The sequence below is a fragment of the Bradyrhizobium sp. USDA 4504 genome (assembly GCF_054063995.1).
Window position 1 is genome coordinate 1,258,344 of sequence record NZ_JBSSGV010000001.1, and the last position, 15,080, is coordinate 1,273,423.

Annotated in this window: 11 protein-coding genes; 5 read left to right on the forward strand and 6 right to left on the reverse strand. The window is 64.2% G+C overall.

From position 1 onward, the window contains the following. Positions 1-141 precede the first annotated feature (141 nt). Entirely contained in the window at positions 142-1,722 is a 1,581-nt protein-coding gene (locus ACVMB1_RS05420) for a fatty acid--CoA ligase (RefSeq protein WP_141339446.1), read from the reverse strand. Positions 1,723-1,963: 241 nt separating this feature from the next. Further along, complete coding sequence (locus ACVMB1_RS05425; RefSeq protein WP_141339448.1) at positions 1,964-2,839, reverse strand: SDR family oxidoreductase; 876 nt, start codon at positions 2,837-2,839, stop codon at positions 1,964-1,966. Between the two features lie 100 nt (positions 2,840-2,939). Between ACVMB1_RS05425 and ACVMB1_RS05430 the strand changes: the two genes are divergently transcribed. From ACVMB1_RS05430 to ppc, 4 genes are all read left to right on the forward strand, one after another. Further along, positions 2,940-3,752, forward strand: coding sequence for a crotonase/enoyl-CoA hydratase family protein (locus ACVMB1_RS05430; protein ID WP_141339450.1), 813 nt, complete (start codon positions 2,940-2,942; stop codon positions 3,750-3,752). Positions 3,753-3,890: 138 nt separating this feature from the next. Continuing rightward, complete coding sequence (locus tag ACVMB1_RS05435) at positions 3,891-5,435, forward strand: acyl-CoA synthetase (RefSeq protein ID WP_141339452.1); 1,545 nt, start codon at positions 3,891-3,893, stop codon at positions 5,433-5,435. A gap of 60 nt (positions 5,436-5,495) precedes the next feature. Further along, the gene (locus tag ACVMB1_RS05440; protein WP_069280608.1) at positions 5,496-6,461 is read left to right on the forward strand and encodes an IS481 family transposase; all 966 of its coding nucleotides are present in this window, start codon (positions 5,496-5,498) and stop codon (positions 6,459-6,461) included. Between the two features lie 292 nt (positions 6,462-6,753). Then, positions 6,754-9,561, forward strand: coding sequence for a phosphoenolpyruvate carboxylase (ppc, locus tag ACVMB1_RS05445; protein ID WP_141339568.1), 2,808 nt, complete (start codon positions 6,754-6,756; stop codon positions 9,559-9,561). A 134-nt stretch (positions 9,562-9,695) separates the two neighbouring features. Here ppc and ACVMB1_RS05450 read toward each other — a convergent pair whose 3' ends face one another. From ACVMB1_RS05450 to ACVMB1_RS05465, 4 genes are all read right to left on the reverse strand, one after another. Next, a complete protein-coding gene (locus ACVMB1_RS05450) occupies positions 9,696-10,808 on the reverse strand; it encodes an SMP-30/gluconolactonase/LRE family protein (protein ID WP_141339454.1) in 1,113 nt (370 codons plus the stop codon). 188 nt (positions 10,809-10,996) lie between these two features. Further along, positions 10,997-11,911 (reverse strand): SDR family oxidoreductase, encoded by a 915-nt coding sequence (locus tag ACVMB1_RS05455; protein ID WP_141339456.1) that lies wholly within the window; start codon positions 11,909-11,911, stop codon positions 10,997-10,999. Between the two features lie 109 nt (positions 11,912-12,020). Beyond that, positions 12,021-13,160 carry a thiolase C-terminal domain-containing protein gene (locus ACVMB1_RS05460; protein WP_076833558.1) on the reverse strand — a complete coding sequence of 380 codons (1,140 nt, stop codon included), beginning with the start codon at positions 13,158-13,160 and terminating at the stop codon, positions 12,021-12,023. A 4-nt stretch (positions 13,161-13,164) separates the two neighbouring features. After that, a complete protein-coding gene (locus ACVMB1_RS05465; protein WP_016841161.1) occupies positions 13,165-13,578 on the reverse strand; it encodes a Zn-ribbon domain-containing OB-fold protein in 414 nt (137 codons plus the stop codon). A gap of 228 nt (positions 13,579-13,806) precedes the next feature. Between ACVMB1_RS05465 and ACVMB1_RS05470 the strand changes: the two genes are divergently transcribed. After that, positions 13,807-15,057 (forward strand): amino acid ABC transporter substrate-binding protein, encoded by a 1,251-nt coding sequence (locus ACVMB1_RS05470; RefSeq protein ID WP_233475624.1) that lies wholly within the window; start codon positions 13,807-13,809, stop codon positions 15,055-15,057. Positions 15,058-15,080 lie beyond the last annotated feature (23 nt).

The window sequence follows — 15,080 nt, forward strand, 5'->3', positions numbered from 1 at the left end:
GGGACCAAACACGAAAGCAGGGACCCATAACCACAGTCGGCTATTGGTTGAACGAGATGTGGCCCCAGCGTCGACAGACAATGAACAACGATGGTTATGGGTCCCGGCTCGCGCTTCGCTTGGCCGGGACGACAGAGACCGCTAGTTCACCTGCCGGTCCTTGCCCGCCCAGTACGGTTCACGCAGGCTCCGCCGCAGGATCTTGCCCGACGGGTTGCGCGGCAGTGCCGGGATGAAGTCGACCGATTTCGGCGTCTTGTAGCCGGCGATCCGCTCGCGGGTGAAGGTGATGATGTCGGTCGCGGTCGCGCTCTTGCCCGGCTTCATCACCACCACCGCCTTCACCGCCTCGCCCCATTTGTCGTCGGGGATGCCGATCACGGCCGCTTCCGCCACGTCCGGATGGTCGCACAGCGCGCTCTCAACCTCGGCCGGATAGATATTCTCGCCGCCGGAGATGATCATGTCCTTGATGCGGTCGTGGATGTAGAGGTAGCCGTCCTTGTCCATGTAGCCGGCATCGCCGGTGCGCAGCCAGCCGTCGCTGTCGATGGTGCGCGCGGTGGCCTCGGGCAGATTCCAGTAGCCGGCCATGTTGGAGCCGGAACGGGTGGCGATCTCGCCGACTTCGCCCGGCGGCAGCGCCTTGCCGTCCGGATCGAGGATCGCAAGCTCGATACCGGGCAACGCCTTGCCGGCCGAGCGCATGCGGTCGAGCCCTTCGATATGGTCTTCCGGCGGCAGCGCGACGATGGTGCCGGTGGTCTCGGTCATGCCGTACATCTGCACGAAGCCGCATTTGAAGACCTCGATGCACTCCTTCAGCAGCGCCGCCGGAATCGGTGAGGCGCCATAGAGCATGTATTTCAGGCGGGAGAAGTCGACCTGCCGCGCGCGCGGCTGCCGCACCACGAACTGCATCGCCGCCGGCACCATAAACAGCTTTGTGATGCCGGACTGCTCGAAGAAGTCGAGCACCTTGGTCGGGTCGAACTCGCGCGCGATTACACCGCGGGCGCCGTGATAGAGGCCCATCACGCCCCAGCCGGAGCCGCCGATGTGGAAGATCGGCATCGCGACCAGCGAGACGTCGTCGGTGGTCCAGCGGTTCCACTCTGGCTTCTCGGCCTCGTTGCCGCTTTGCACGAGGTTGAGGAAATTGGCGTGTGACAGCATCGCGCCTTTCGGCTTGCCCGTCGTGCCCGAGGTGTAGAGCTGGATCGCGATGTCCTTCGGCTCGATCGCAACGCGCGGGTCGTCGCCGCCCTGCGCATCGCGCCAGGCGACGAAGTCGGGCCATTCCGGCGCGCCGCCCTCGGTCGTGATGATGGTGCGGACGCTGGGCAGCTTGTCGCTGATGTTGCGCGCCTGCGTGATGAATTCGGGGCCGACGAACAGGACGGGGGCCTTGCAGTCGTCGACGATGAAGGCGACCTCGGGGCCTGCAAGGCGCCAGTTCACCGGCGCCATCACCACGCCGGCCTTCATCGCGCCCATCAACAGCTCGAAATAGAAGTCGCTGTTCTTGCCGAGATAAGCGATGCGCTCGCCCTTCTTGACGCCCATCGCGATCAGCGCGTTGGCGACGCGGTTGGTCTTGATGTCGAACCTGGCGAAGCTGGTTTGCCGACCCTCGAATTCATAGGCCAGCGCATCGCCGCGGCTCTTGGCGCGCTCGCGCACCATGTCGGCAAGATTGGTTAGTTTCTGCGCGTCGGACATGTTCCCCCGTGACGTCTTGTTTTGGTTGCACGGAGTGTGGCGGCATCGCGCGGGAAAAACAATACGGAGGAATTGGCCGCGCTGTTTCAACATCGTCGTTCCGGCGAAGGCCGGGACCCATAACCACGATTCTGTATGTGGCGCGACGCTGGGGACACAGCGAGCTCAACAACGCGCAGCGGTGGTTATGGGCCCTGCTTTCGCAGGGACGACAGTAGTGATTGAGGAGCAAGCGCGGGCCTCAGCCCCGCGCCGCGCGATCCTTCTCGTTCTGCGCCTTGATCGACTCGCGCGCCTTGGTCCAGTCGTCGTCGCTCCAGTCGCGGAGCTGATAGAAATTGCCGCCCATCGCGAGCGCCTGCGCGCCGTCCATGGCGATGGTCTCGCCGTTGATCCAGTCGCAGCCGCCGGAAATCAGGAACACCGCGAGGTTCTGTAACTCCTCCATGGTGCCGACGCGGCCCATCGGGTTCATCGCCTTGGTGCGCGCGCCGGCCTCGTCGCCGGGCTTGATGCGCTTGCTCATGCCTTCGGTCGGAATCTCGCCGGGCGCGATGGTGTTCAGGCGGATGCCGTGACGGCCCCACTCGATGGCGAGCGACATGGTCATGGCGTGGATCGCCGACTTGCTCATCGCCGACGGCACTACGTAAGGCGAGCCGTTGCGCACCCAGGTCACGGTGATCGACACCACGTTGCCGCGATGACCGCCGGCGATCCAGCGCCGGCCCACCGCGTGCGTCACGTAGAAGGTGCCGTGCATCACGATGTTGGCGACCGCATCGAAGCCGCGCGGCGACAATTCTTCCGAGCGCGAGATGAAATTGCCGGCGGCGTTGTTGATGAGATCGGTGAGGGGGCCGCTGGTGGTCCAGATCGCCTCGATCATCTCGTCGACCGCCATGGCGTTGCGGATATCGACGCCGTGGCTGACCACGCGCCCGCCATACTCGGCCATCAGCTCGGTCGCGGTTTCGTCGCAGACGCTCTTGCGGCGGCCGCAGATATGCACCTCTGCCCCGAGCTGCAGGAACCGCGAGGCCATGGCCTTGCCGAGGCCGGTGCCACCACCGGTTACCAGTATGCGCCGCCCGGCAAGAAGCTGATCAGAGAACATCGTTTCCTCCACGGGGGTTGTCAGTTAATTGGTCGATTGACTAAAAGCGGACAACGGCCTTTGTGTAAAGCGCCAACAAGGAACAGCGGAGGAGATTTCAATGGAAGATCGCGTTTCGATATCGATTTCGGACGGTATCGCCGATGTCCGCCTGGTGCGGGCGGACAAGATGAACGCGCTCGACGCCGCGATGTTCGAGGCATTGGTGGCCGCAACCGACCGGCTTTCCAGGGAAAAAGCCGTTCGGGTGGTGGTGCTGTCCGGCGAGGGCCGGGCGTTCTGCGCCGGGCTCGACATGGGCCGTTTCGCCGCCATGAAGGATGGCGGTAACGGAGTGCCGGGCGGCGAGAAGCGCGATCTCACCATCCGCACCCACGGCAAGGCCAATTTCCCGCAGCAGGCGGTGTGGGGCTGGCGCCAGCTTCCGGTGCCGGTGATCGCAGCGGTTCACGGTGTCGCGTTCGGCGGCGGCTTCCAGCTCGCGCTCGGCGCCGACATGCGCTTCCTCTCGCAGGATGCACGGATGTCGATCATGGAAATCAAATGGGGTCTTGTGCCCGACATGGCGGGCACGCCGATTCTGGCGAGCCTCGTGCGCGACGACATCCTGCGCGAGCTCACCTATACCGGTCGCATCTTCTCGGCGCAGGAGGCCCAAAGTTACGGCCTTGCCACCCGCGTCTGCGACGACCCGCGCGCCGCGGCGCTCGAAGTCGCGCGCGAGATCGCCGGCAAGAGCCCGGATGCGATCCATGCCGCCAAGCGCATGCTCAACAATCTGTCGGTCGACCCGGCGGCCGCGCTGCTCGCGGAATCGGTCGAGCAGCAGAAATTGCTCGGCAGCCCGAACCAGACCGAATCCGTGCGCGCCAATCTGGAGAAGCGCGCGCCGAGGTTTGTGGATGCGGGGTAACGACCGCAGTCATTCCGCAGCGGTGCGCAGCATCGAACCATGGTGCGCAATTGCGCACCGGAGAATCTCGAGATTCCGCGTTCGCGCTCTGCGCGCCCCGGATTGACATTTAACCCGACGAAAGATCGGACAACGACAATGGAAACGTCCCAGCTCTTCCTCGGCATCGTCAGCGGCGGTCGCCGGCGCGATCACGCTGCAGTGGCCGAGCGCGCCGACCGTACTGCCAGCGGCCTCAACGAGCTCGGCGTCAAGCCGGGCGACAGCGTCTGCATGCTGATGCGCAACGACATCGCCTTCATCGAGGCTGCCTATGCCGCGATGCGGCTCGGCGCCTATGGCGTACCGATCAACTGGCACTTCAAGCCGGAGGAGATCAACTACGTGCTGACGGATTCCGGCACGCGCGTCCTGATCGGTCATGCCGACATGCTGCATCCGCTGCGCGGCGCGATCCCGCCCGGCGTCATCGTGCTCAGCGTGCCGACGCCACCGGAAATCCTCGCCAACTACAAGATCAATCCCGATCATCTGGCGACACCGGATTTCGCGATCGATTTCGAAGCCTGGCTGGCGCAGTTCCCGCGCTATGACGGCCCGGTGGTGCCGCAGCCGCAGAACATGATCTACACCTCGGGCACCACAGGCCATCCCAAGGGCGTGCGCCGCTTCGCGCCGACGCCGGAGCAGACCGCCAATGCGGAAGCAATGCGCGCGATGATCTACGGCCTGAAGCCCGGTGCACGCGCGATCCTGCCCGGACCGCTCTACCATTCCGCGCCGAATTCCTTCGGCTTGCGCTCGGGCAAGCTCGGCGGCGCGCTGGTGCTGATGCCGCGCTTCGACGCGGAGGAGTTTCTGCAGCTGATCGCGCGCGAGCGGATCGACACCATCTTCATGGTGCCGACGATGTTCATCCGCCTGATGAAGCTGCCAGAGGAGGTGCGCTGGAAGTACGACATGTCGTCGCTGCGCCATATCATCCATGCCGCCGCGCCCTGTCCGCCCGATGTCAAGCGCGCCATGATCGAATGGTGGGGGCCGGTGATCTACGAGTTCTACGGCTCGACCGAGTCAGGCGCGGTGACCTTCGCCAATTCCGAGGACGCGCTGAAGAAGCCCGGCACGGTCGGAAAGATCTCGCCCGGTGCCGAGCTTCGCTTCATCGGCGACGACGGCAAGGAGGTGCCGCAGGGCCAGATCGGCGAGATCTATTCGCGGATCAAGGGCAATCCCGATTTCACCTATCACAACAAGGCCGAGAAGCGCGCCGAGATCGACCGGCAGGGATTCATTACCTCGGGCGACGTCGGCTATATCGATGCCGACGGCTACGTCTTCATCTGCGATCGCAAGCGCGACATGGTGATCTCGGGCGGCGTCAACATCTATCCGGCCGAGATCGAGGCGGTGCTGCATGCCGTCACCGGCGTGCACGACTGTGCGGTGTTCGGCATTCCCGATGCCGAGTTCGGCGAGGCGCTGATGGCGGTGGTCGAGCCGCAGCCCGGCGTCGCGCTCGACATCGCCTCCGTCCGCGCCCAGCTGAAGAGCGCGCTCGCCGATTACAAGGTGCCCAAGCACATCGAGATCCAGACCAGCCTGCCGCGCGAGGATTCCGGAAAAATCTTCAAGCGCCGGCTGCGCGATCCGTATTGGGAGCGAGCGGGGCGGAGGATCTAGGTGTCTGGTCCCGGAGTGTGGGGGAATCAGCCAAACTGGTCCTTCATTCCGAGAGGACCTATGGGCCAGATACTCCATGGCAGCGCCACGACCACGCACGCGATCCGAGCGGCAATACAGCGATCGAAGGCTCCGCTCAAAGAGCTAGCCGCCCAGCACGGGCTCAACCAAAAGACGGTCGCCAAGTGGCGTAAGCGCACCTTTGTCCACGATGCGCCGATGGGGCCAAAGACCGTGCGCTCGACCGTGCTTTCTGCCGAGGAAGAGGCGATGGTCGTCGCCTTCCGCAAGCACACGCTCCTGCCTTTGGATGACTGTCTCTATGCGCTGCAGGCGACGATCCCGCATCTCACGCGCTCGTCCTTGCACCGCTGCCTGCAACGTCACGGGATCAGCCGCTTACCCGAGATCGCCGGCGACAAGCCCGCCAGGCACCCCTTCAAGCGCTACGCCATTGGCTACTTCCACATCGATATCGCTGAGGTCCGCACCGAGGAAGGCAAACTCTATCTCTTCGTGGCGGTGGACCGGACCGCCAAATACGCCTTCGCCCGGCTGGTGAAGAAGGCCACGGGTGCAGCAGCCAGGGCCTTCCTCGAAGAACTGGTGGCGGCCGTCCCTTTCCGGATCCACACTGTACTGACCGACAACGGTATCCAGTTCGCCGACCTGCCTAAGAATCGTGATGGCGCCACTGCAAGCTGGCGCGGCCATCCCTTCGACCGGGCCTGCCTGGGACACGGCATCGAGCATCGCCTGACCAAGCCCAATCATCCTTGGACTAACGGTCAGGTCGAGAGAATGAACCGCACGCTCAAGGAGGCAACCGTCCGGCGATACCACTACGAGACCCACGAGCAATTGGAAGATCACCTCGCTGCCTTCCTTGATGCTTACAACTTCGCCAGACGCCTTAAGACCCTGCGTGGTCTCACGCCCTATGAAGCTATCTGCAAAGCATGGGCCGACGAACCAAACCGCTTCAGGATCGATCCCATCCACTTGACCTCGGGACTGAACACCTAGCGCCACAAAACTCGCCGTCGTCCCGGGCAAGCCAACGGGTCGGCGCGAAGCGCCGCCCGATGACAGGTTCCGCGCGACCCGGGACCCATAACCACCAATCTCCGTGTTGCGCGCTGCAGTAGCGCCAGCTTGCTTCGACCGCAGCCGCCGGTGGTTATGGGTCGGCTTTCGCCGGGACGGCGTTGGTGAGTGTGCACCGCCACCAAGTTCATCTTGCGCTGCGGCAAAAAAAGCGCACACTCGGGAGGAGCCGGGCAGCCTCCGGAGTAGCCGAGCCATGTCTCCCCAGGTAATGCCTCCCCAGACCATGCCGTCCGAGACCGAAATCCGCGCCAAGCGTGCCGCAGAGGCCAGCCTTCTGGAAGCGACTGCGCAGGAGGAGGATGCGCGGCTCCGGAACGACATCCGCCTGCTGGGGCGCGTTCTCGGCGACACCGTGCGCGACCAGGAAGGGGCCGATGTATTCGACCTGGTCGAGCGCATCCGCCAGACCTCGGTTCGCTTCCATCGCGACGAGGACAAGCTGGCGCGTCGGGAACTGGAGAGCATCCTCGACGGCATGTCGATTGCCGAGACGCTGCAGATCGTCCGCGCCTTCAGCTATTTCTCCCACCTCGCCAACATCGCCGAGGACCAGAACAACATCCGCCAGATGCGCAGCCGCGGTCCGAGCGGGGCGCCGCGGCCGAGCACGCTGGAACAGACGCTGGTGCATGCCCGTCAGGCCGGCATCAGCCCGGCCGATTTGCGCAGCTTCTTCAAGAGTGCACTGGTCAGCCCGGTATTGACCGCGCATCCGACCGAGGTCCGCCGCAAGAGCACGATGGACCGCGAGATGGAGATCGCCGATCTGCTCGACCGCCGCGAGCGGCTGCAGATGACGCCGGACGAGAGCGAGGCCAGCGACGAGCAGCTTCGCCGCGCCGTGGTGACGTTGTGGCAGACCAATCTGCTGCGCCGGACCAAATTGACCGTCCTCGACGAGGTCGCCAACGGCCTGTCGTTCTACGACTACACCTTCCTGCAGGAGGTGCCGCGGCTGCATTGCGCGCTGGAGGACCGCCTGAACAAGGAGGGCGGCGAGGCCGGCGAACTCGCTTCCTTCCTCAGGATGGGAAGCTGGATCGGCGGCGATCGCGACGGCAATCCCTTCGTCACCGCGGAGGTGATGCGCGGCACGCTGCGCCTGCAGTCGAGCCAGGCGCTCAACTTCTACCTCGAGGAGCTGCATGCGCTTGGCGCCGAATTGTCGCTGGCGGCGCATCTCGCCGACGTCTCGGACGAGCTGCGGAGCCTCGCCGAGCGTTCGCCCGACACCTCACCGCATCGCAGCGGCGAGCCGTATCGTCTGGCCGTATCGGGCATCTATGCGAGACTTGCGGCGACAGCCTCCCGGCTCGAGGTCGAGACCACGCGGCCGCCGGTCGGCAAGGCCGAGCCCTATGCGCGCGCCAGGGAATTCCAGGCCGATCTCGACGTGCTCAACCGCTCGCTGATTGCGAACAATTCCAGCGTGATCGCGCGCGGCCGGCTGCGGCTGTTGCGGCGGGCGGTGGATTGCTTCGGCTTCCATCTGGCGCGACTCGACATCCGCCAGAACTCGGCGGTGCACGAGCGCACCATCGCCGAACTGTTCGACACCGCCAATCCGGGGATGTCCTATCTGGCGCTCGGCGAGGACGCCCGCGTCAGCCTGCTGCTGGGCGAGCTGCGCAATGCACGGCCGCTGGCCTCGCCCTTCGTGAAATATTCCGAGGAGACCCAGAGCGAGCTCGCCGTGTTCCGAGCCGCGGCCGAGGCGCATGCCAGGTTCGGGCCGGAGGTGATCTCCCAATGCATCATCTCGATGTGCCAGGGCATGTCCGACATGCTCGAGGTCGCGGTGCTGCTGAAGGAGGTCGGGCTCGTCAATCCGTCCGGCCGCAGCGCCGTCAACATCGTGCCGCTGTTCGAAACCATCGAGGATCTGCAGGCCTCCAGCGGCATCATGGACCGCATGCTGGTGCTGCACGATTATCGCAAGCTGGTCGACAGTCTCGGTAGCGTGCAGGAGGTGATGCTCGGCTATTCCGACAGCAACAAGGATGGCGGCTTCGTCACCTCGGGTTGGGAGCTCTACAAGGCAGAGATCGGCCTCGTCGAGGTGTTCGAGCGCCACGGCGTGCGGCTGCGCCTGTTCCACGGCCGCGGCGGTTCGGTCGGCCGCGGCGGTGGCCCGAGCTATGACGCGATCATCGCGCAGCCCGGCGGCGCCGTGAACGGCCAGATACGCATCACGGAGCAGGGCGAGATCATCTCGTCGAAATATTCCAATGCCGAGGTCGGCCGCAGCAATCTGGAAATCCTCGCCGCGGCGACGCTGGAAACCAGTCTGCTGCAGCCTCGGCAGAGCGCGCCGCGCCCCGAATATCTCAAGGCGATGGAGGAGATTTCCGCGCTCGCCTTCAAGGCCTATCGCGGCCTTGTCTATGAGACCGAAGGCTTCGCCGATTATTTCTGGGGCTCGACCGTCATCAACGAGATCGCGACGCTGAACATCGGCAGCCGCCCGGCCTCGCGCAAGAAGACCCGCGAGATCGAGGACCTGCGCGCCATTCCGTGGGTGTTCTCCTGGGCGCAATGCCGGCTGATGCTGCCGGGATGGTATGGTTTCGGCAGCGCGGTCGAGAGCTGGATATCAGAGCATCCGGAGCAGGGCATGGCGTTCCTGCAGGAGCTCTATCGGGAATGGCCGTTCTTCCGCACGCTGCTCTCCAACATGGATATGGTGCTGGCGAAGAGCTCGATCGCGATCGCCTCGCGCTATGCCGAGCTGGTGCCTGACGTCGCGTTGCGCGAGAAGATTTTCGGCCAGATCCGCCGCGAATGGCACCTGTCGATCGAGACGCTGCTCGACATCATGGGGCATGACCGGCTCCTGCAGGGCAACCCGCTGCTGGAGCGCGGCATCCGCAACCGCTTCCCGTACATGGATCCGCTCAATCACGTGCAGGTCGAGCTGTTGAAGGAGTATCGCGCGCAGAACCCGGACGAGCAGGTGCTGCGCGGGATTCAGATCACGATCAACGGGATCTCGGCGGGGTTGCGGAATAGCGGCTAGCCACAGTGTCGTCCCGGCGAACGCCGGGACCCATAACCACGACCGGAGTGTCGTGAACGATGTGGGCCCCAGCTTTCTTCAACAACCAACTACAGTGGTAATGGGTCCCGGCCTTCGCCGGGACTACGGTTAGATCAACAGTTGTGCGCGCCCTTCGTCTCGACATAGACCGCGTAGAGCGACTGGCTTGCCGTCATGAACAGGCGGTTGCGCTTCTTGCCGCCGAAGGTGAGGTTGGCGCAGGTCTCCGGCAGCAGGATCTGGCCGATCCGCTGGCCGTCGGGCGCAAACACTTGCACGCCGTCGTAGCCCGGTCCGACCCAGCCGGCGCCGACCCAGATATTGCCGTCGACGTCGACACGCAGGCCGTCCGGGAAGCCTGACTTGCCGTCCAGCGTCATGTCGATCAGCGTGCGCGGGTTGGAGAGCTTGTCGCCGTTGAGGTCGTACTGCCAGACGATGTTCTTGGCATTCGGGTAATGCGTGGTGCCGGTGTCGCAGACATAGACCTTCTTGTAGTCGTGGCTGAAGGCGATGCCGTTCGGCTTGAACGGCTCGTCCGCGACCTTGGTGATCTGGCCGGTCGCAGCATCGATGCGATAGACGGCTTCCTTCTGGTAGGGCTGCTTCGATCCCGTGTTGGCCAGTTGGCCCTCATAGATCGAGATCGCGCCGTAGCCGGGGTCGGTGAACCAGATCGACTTGTCGTTGGGATGCACGACCATGTCGTTCGGCCCGTTGAGCTGCTTGCCATTGGCCTGCTCCGCCAAGGGCGTGACGGTTCCGTCGTGCTCGTAGCGCACCAGCCGGGTGCGCTCGGCGGTGATCTGGCGGCCCTCGAAATCGAAGGTCGAGCCGTTGGCCTCGTTTGACGGCTTGTGGAATTGCTCGGAGATGTGGCCGTCATCGTCGAGATAGCGCAACTGCCGGTTGGCCGGGATATCGCTCCAGACCAGATACTGGCCCTGCGCGTTCCAGGCCGGGCCTTCCGCCCACAGGCAGCCGGTGTAGAGCCGCTTGATCGCGGTGTTGCCGACCTTGGCCTTGAAGCGCTTGTCGTCGATCACGACGATGTCTGGATCGGGATAGCGCTGCGGCTCCGCGTTGGGGCCGAAGTCGCGCGCTGCGGCATCGGATGCGGCCATCGCGGTTGCAGCAAGCGCGGTTGCACCGCGCAAGATTGTCCGACGGTCGAACGCCTTCGCACCGTCGCCCTCGTGTTTCTGAATGTTGCTTGGATTTGTCACGAAAGTCCTCCCAGGCTTTTTTGTTATCGGGAGGACGATCATACCCCCGCAATTCTGGCACAATGCGGGCACGCCATGATGAAACAACCAAAGAGTGTGTCGCCCCCGCCTAGCGCGATTGCGCGCGGAGTTCGCGGAGGCGACGATTTCATAAAACTGTCAGATCGGATCGGAGGATCAGATCAAGTTCAGATCGGATCCCAGGTGAAGACGTCGGCCGAGCGGTCGAGCTTGGCGAACGATCCCTTCAGCGCCGGCATGCCGTGTTCGGCAACGGTCTCGGGCGTCCAGCCTTCGCCGCGATGCACCGAGCGCACCGGACGATGCTGGCCGAACAGGAAGATCTCGTTCATGCGCACGCCGAAGATCTGTCCGGTGACGTCCTTGGCCGCGTCCGAGAGCAGATAGGCGCAGACCGGCGCGATCTTCTCCGGGCCCATCTGCTTGATCTTCTCGACACGCGCCTTCTCGGCGTCGGTCTCGGTCGGGATGGTGCCGATCATGCGGGTCCAGGCGAACGGCGACACGCAGTTCGAGCGCACGTTGAAGCGGCCCATGTCGAGCGCAATCGATTTCGACAGGCCGACGATGCCGAGCTTGGCGGCGGCGTAGTTGGCCTGGCCGTAATTGCCGATCAGGCCGGAGGTCGAGGTGAAGTGCACGAAGGAGCCCGACTCCTGCTCGCGATAGATCCGCGCCGCGGCGTGGCTGACATAGAACGAGCCCATCAGATGCACCTTGATGACGGCCTCGAACGCTTCCACGCTCATCTTGTGGAAGATCATGTCGCGCAGGATGCCGGCATTGTTGACGACGCCGTCGAGCCGGCCGAAATGATCGGTCGCGGTCTTCACGATCTTGCTGGCGGGAATGGCTTCCGCCACCGACTCGAAATTGGCGACCGCGGTGCCGCCGCGCTTCTTGATCTCCTCGACCACCTCCTCGGCGGGCGCGGCACTCGTGCCGGCGCCATCGGCGGCGCCGCCGGGATCGTTGACCACGACCTTGGCGCCTTCCGCCGCGCAGAGCAGCGCGATTTCGCGGCCGATGCCGCGCCCCGCGCCGGTGACGATGATGACTTTATCCTGCAGTGATTTTGCCATGTCGGTTCTCCTGGTTTGCTCTCCGTCATTCCGGGATGGTGCGAAGCACCAGACCCGGAATCTCGAGGTTCCGGGTTCGCGCTTCGCGCGCCCCGGAACGACGGAGTTGTTACTTCTCGTTCGTAAAGATGATCGTGCCACTTGCGGCGAACATGCCGCCGACGCCGTGGCAGACCGAGATCTTTGCGTTCGGCACCTGCGCCGGCGCGATACCGCGCATCTGCCGCACGCTCTCCTGCAGCGCGTACATGCCGTACATGCCGGAGTGCATGTAGCTGAGGCCGCCGCCATTGGTGTTGAGCGGCAGCTTGCCGCCGGGGCGGGTGTTGCCGTCGGCGATGAACTTGCCGGTCTCCTCATACGGCATGAAGCCGAGGTCGCCGAGGCCGTAGAGCGGCAGATGCGCGAATGCATCGTAGATCATCAGATGATCGACGTCCTTGTGGGTGATGCCGGCCTCCTTGAAGGCCAGCGGCCCTGCCACTTTGAAGGCGCGCGATGAGTCGAACGTCTTCATTTGGCTGACCATCGGCGTTTCCACGCTCTCGCCGGTGCCGAGGATGTAGACCGGCTTGTTCGGGAAATCCTTGGCGCGGTCGGCCGAGGTGAGGATCAGCGCGCCGCCGCCGTCGGTGACGAGGCAGCATTGCAGCAGCCGGAACGGATAGGCGATCATCCGCGAGTTCAGGACGTCGGCGACGGTGATCGGGTCCTTCATGGTCGCGCGCGGGTTCTTCCCCGCCCATTCGCGCTGCACCACCGCGACCATCGCGAGCTGCTCATGCGTGATGCCGTGGGTCTTCATGAACCGCAGCACGGGAATCGGAAACATGCTCGGCGGCCCGTAGACGCCGAACGGCGCCTCGAACTGGCCGTTGAGGCTGTCGGCCGGCGTGAAGCGCGGCTGCTTGCCGATCATCGACTTGCCGCTTTCGGCATGCGTGATCAGAACGGTCTTGCACAGGCCGGCCTCGATCGCCGCAGCGGCGTGGCGGACATGCAGCATGAAGGAGCAGCCGCCGACCGAGGTGCCGTCGACCCAGGTCGGCGTGATGCCGAGATAGTGCGCCATCTGCTGCGGGGTCTCGACCGCAGTAGCGAAGCCGTCGATGTCGCACAGCTTCAGGCCGGCGTCCGCGATCGCATTCAGCGCCGCGTCCGCGTGCAGCTGGATCTGCGAAATGTTCGGGATGACGCCGAGTTCGGTGGTTTCGGCCGCACCGACGACGGCAACCTGGTTCCTGCGCATCACATTACCCCTTTGCCGGACGGAACAAGGGAAGGGTGATCTTGTCGTCGAGCGCCTCGAAGGCGACCTCGAGCCGCATGTCGAGCTCGAGCGCTTCCGGCGTCTGCGGACAATCGATGATGTTGCTCATCATGCGCGGGCCCTCGTCGAGCTCGACGACCGCGATCGCATAAGGCGGCGTGAAGCCGGGCGCTGCGGGACGGTGGTTGATGACGTAGCTGTAGAGCTTGCCCTTGCCGCTGGCCTTGAAGATCGAGACCTTGCGCGAGGCGCAGGAGGGGCAGAACGGCCGCGGCGGAAAGTAGACATTGGCGCAGGCATCGCAGCGCTGCAGGCGCAGCTCGCCAGCCTTGGTGCCATCCCAGAAATGCTGGGTCTCCGGTGTCGGCTTTGGTTTCGCGCGCGCGGGCTCGGCCATGTCTGATGTCTCCTCCCGAAATCGTTACAGTCTTGATGCGACATTGAACCAAGGCCCGTCAACGGTCCATCCATGCTCCGCGCAGCGGCCTGTGTCCCGCGCATGCCGCATATTCCGCCCCTCGCACAATTGCTAAGGCCGCGCTGCTTGTGTCGCTCCGATCCGGCGCGTAGAAGGGCCGCGTCCAAGATACGTCCAAGACACGTTCAAGATAGCCGGGAGGAACATATGATGCTGAGGATCATCGGCGCGGCACTCGCTGCCAGCCTCGCATTCGCCACGCAGGCGATGGCCGCCGACGCACCGTTGGAGATCAAGATCGGCACGCTCTACGCATCCTCGGGGCGCTACGCCTCGATCTCGATGCCGGTCTACAGCTCGCTGAAATTGTGGGTCGAGCAGAAGAACGCCGAGGGCGGCGTCTTCGTGAAGGCGTTCGACAAGAAGATCCCGATCAAGCTCGTCTCCTATGACGACCAGAGCAACACCGCGACCGCCTCGACGCTTTATAATCAGCTCGTCACCCAGGATAAGGTCGATCTCCTGGTCGCCGATTCCGGATCGGTGCTGACGGCGCCCGCGGTTGCGATCGCGCGCGATCACAAGATGTTCCTGTTCGACCAGACCGGCACCGGCGCGAGCTTCTTCTCCAAGGACAATCCCTACATCGCGCTGATGGCCGATCCGGTGTCGACGGTGTGGCCGAAGCCGGTCGCCGACTTCATCAGCCATGACGGTCCTGGCCTCGGCATCAAGAAGGTCGCGATCCTCTATTCGACCAACGAGTTCACCGGCACCCAGGCCAACGCGTTCCGCAAGTTCGTCAAGGAGTCCGGCGCGCCGATCGAGATCGTCTATGACCAGGGCGTTCCGACCGAGACCACCAACTACAACGTCATCATCAACAACATCAGCAACGCCAATCCCGACGCGGTGATCCATTTCGGCTATGCGCCGAACGACATCGCCTTCCTGCGCAACGTCCAGGACGTCGGCACCAAGTTCAAGATGCTGTTCGCGATCTATGCCGGCCTCGAGACCGAGTTGCTCGAGAAGAACGTCGGCGCCAAGGGTCTCGAGCACATCTGGACCTATGTGCCGCCGTCCGAATTGGACTATCCCGTCAATTTCGGGATGAACATGAAGGATTTCCGCGCCGCCTGGACCAAAAAGTACAACGACGGCAAGATGGAGTTCGGCTTCAACGCGGTGGCCGGCTACACCACGGCGCTGGTGATCGAGAAGACGCTGTCGGTAGCGACCAGCCTCGACCAGATGGAGCTGCGCCGCGCGGTGTTCTCGCTCAGCGGCCAGCTCAAGACGCTGGACGGCACCTTCGCGCTGGATGAGACCGGCGGCCAGATCGGCGAACTCACGCCGCTCGGCCAGCTCACGGTCGACGAGCACGATCACATCAAGTTCGTCTCGATCTATCCGCACGAGACCGCCACCGGCAAGCCGATCTACCCGGCGCCGTGATGCAGGTGGGTGCGGCAGGCGTA

What these genes read in the sequence shown, in the direction of transcription:
- ACVMB1_RS05455 (WP_141339456.1), bottom strand. Translation starts at nt 11,911, where the DNA reads ATGGCAAAATCACTGCAGGATAAAGTCATCATCGTCACCGGCGCGGGG.
- ppc (WP_141339568.1), top strand. Translation starts at nt 6,754, where the DNA reads ATGCCTCCCCAGACCATGCCGTCCGAGACCGAAATCCGCGCCAAGCGT.
- ACVMB1_RS05435 (WP_141339452.1), top strand. Translation starts at nt 3,891, where the DNA reads ATGGAAACGTCCCAGCTCTTCCTCGGCATCGTCAGCGGCGGTCGCCGG.
- ACVMB1_RS05470 (WP_233475624.1), top strand. Translation starts at nt 13,807, where the DNA reads ATGATGCTGAGGATCATCGGCGCGGCACTCGCTGCCAGCCTCGCATTC.
- ACVMB1_RS05460 (WP_076833558.1), bottom strand. Translation starts at nt 13,160, where the DNA reads ATGCGCAGGAACCAGGTTGCCGTCGTCGGTGCGGCCGAAACCACCGAA.
- ACVMB1_RS05425 (WP_141339448.1), bottom strand. Translation starts at nt 2,839, where the DNA reads ATGTTCTCTGATCAGCTTCTTGCCGGGCGGCGCATACTGGTAACCGGT.
- ACVMB1_RS05465 (WP_016841161.1), bottom strand. Translation starts at nt 13,578, where the DNA reads ATGGCCGAGCCCGCGCGCGCGAAACCAAAGCCGACACCGGAGACCCAG.
- ACVMB1_RS05440 (WP_069280608.1), top strand. Translation starts at nt 5,496, where the DNA reads ATGGGCCAGATACTCCATGGCAGCGCCACGACCACGCACGCGATCCGA.
- ACVMB1_RS05420 (WP_141339446.1), bottom strand. Translation starts at nt 1,722, where the DNA reads ATGTCCGACGCGCAGAAACTAACCAATCTTGCCGACATGGTGCGCGAG.
- ACVMB1_RS05430 (WP_141339450.1), top strand. Translation starts at nt 2,940, where the DNA reads ATGGAAGATCGCGTTTCGATATCGATTTCGGACGGTATCGCCGATGTC.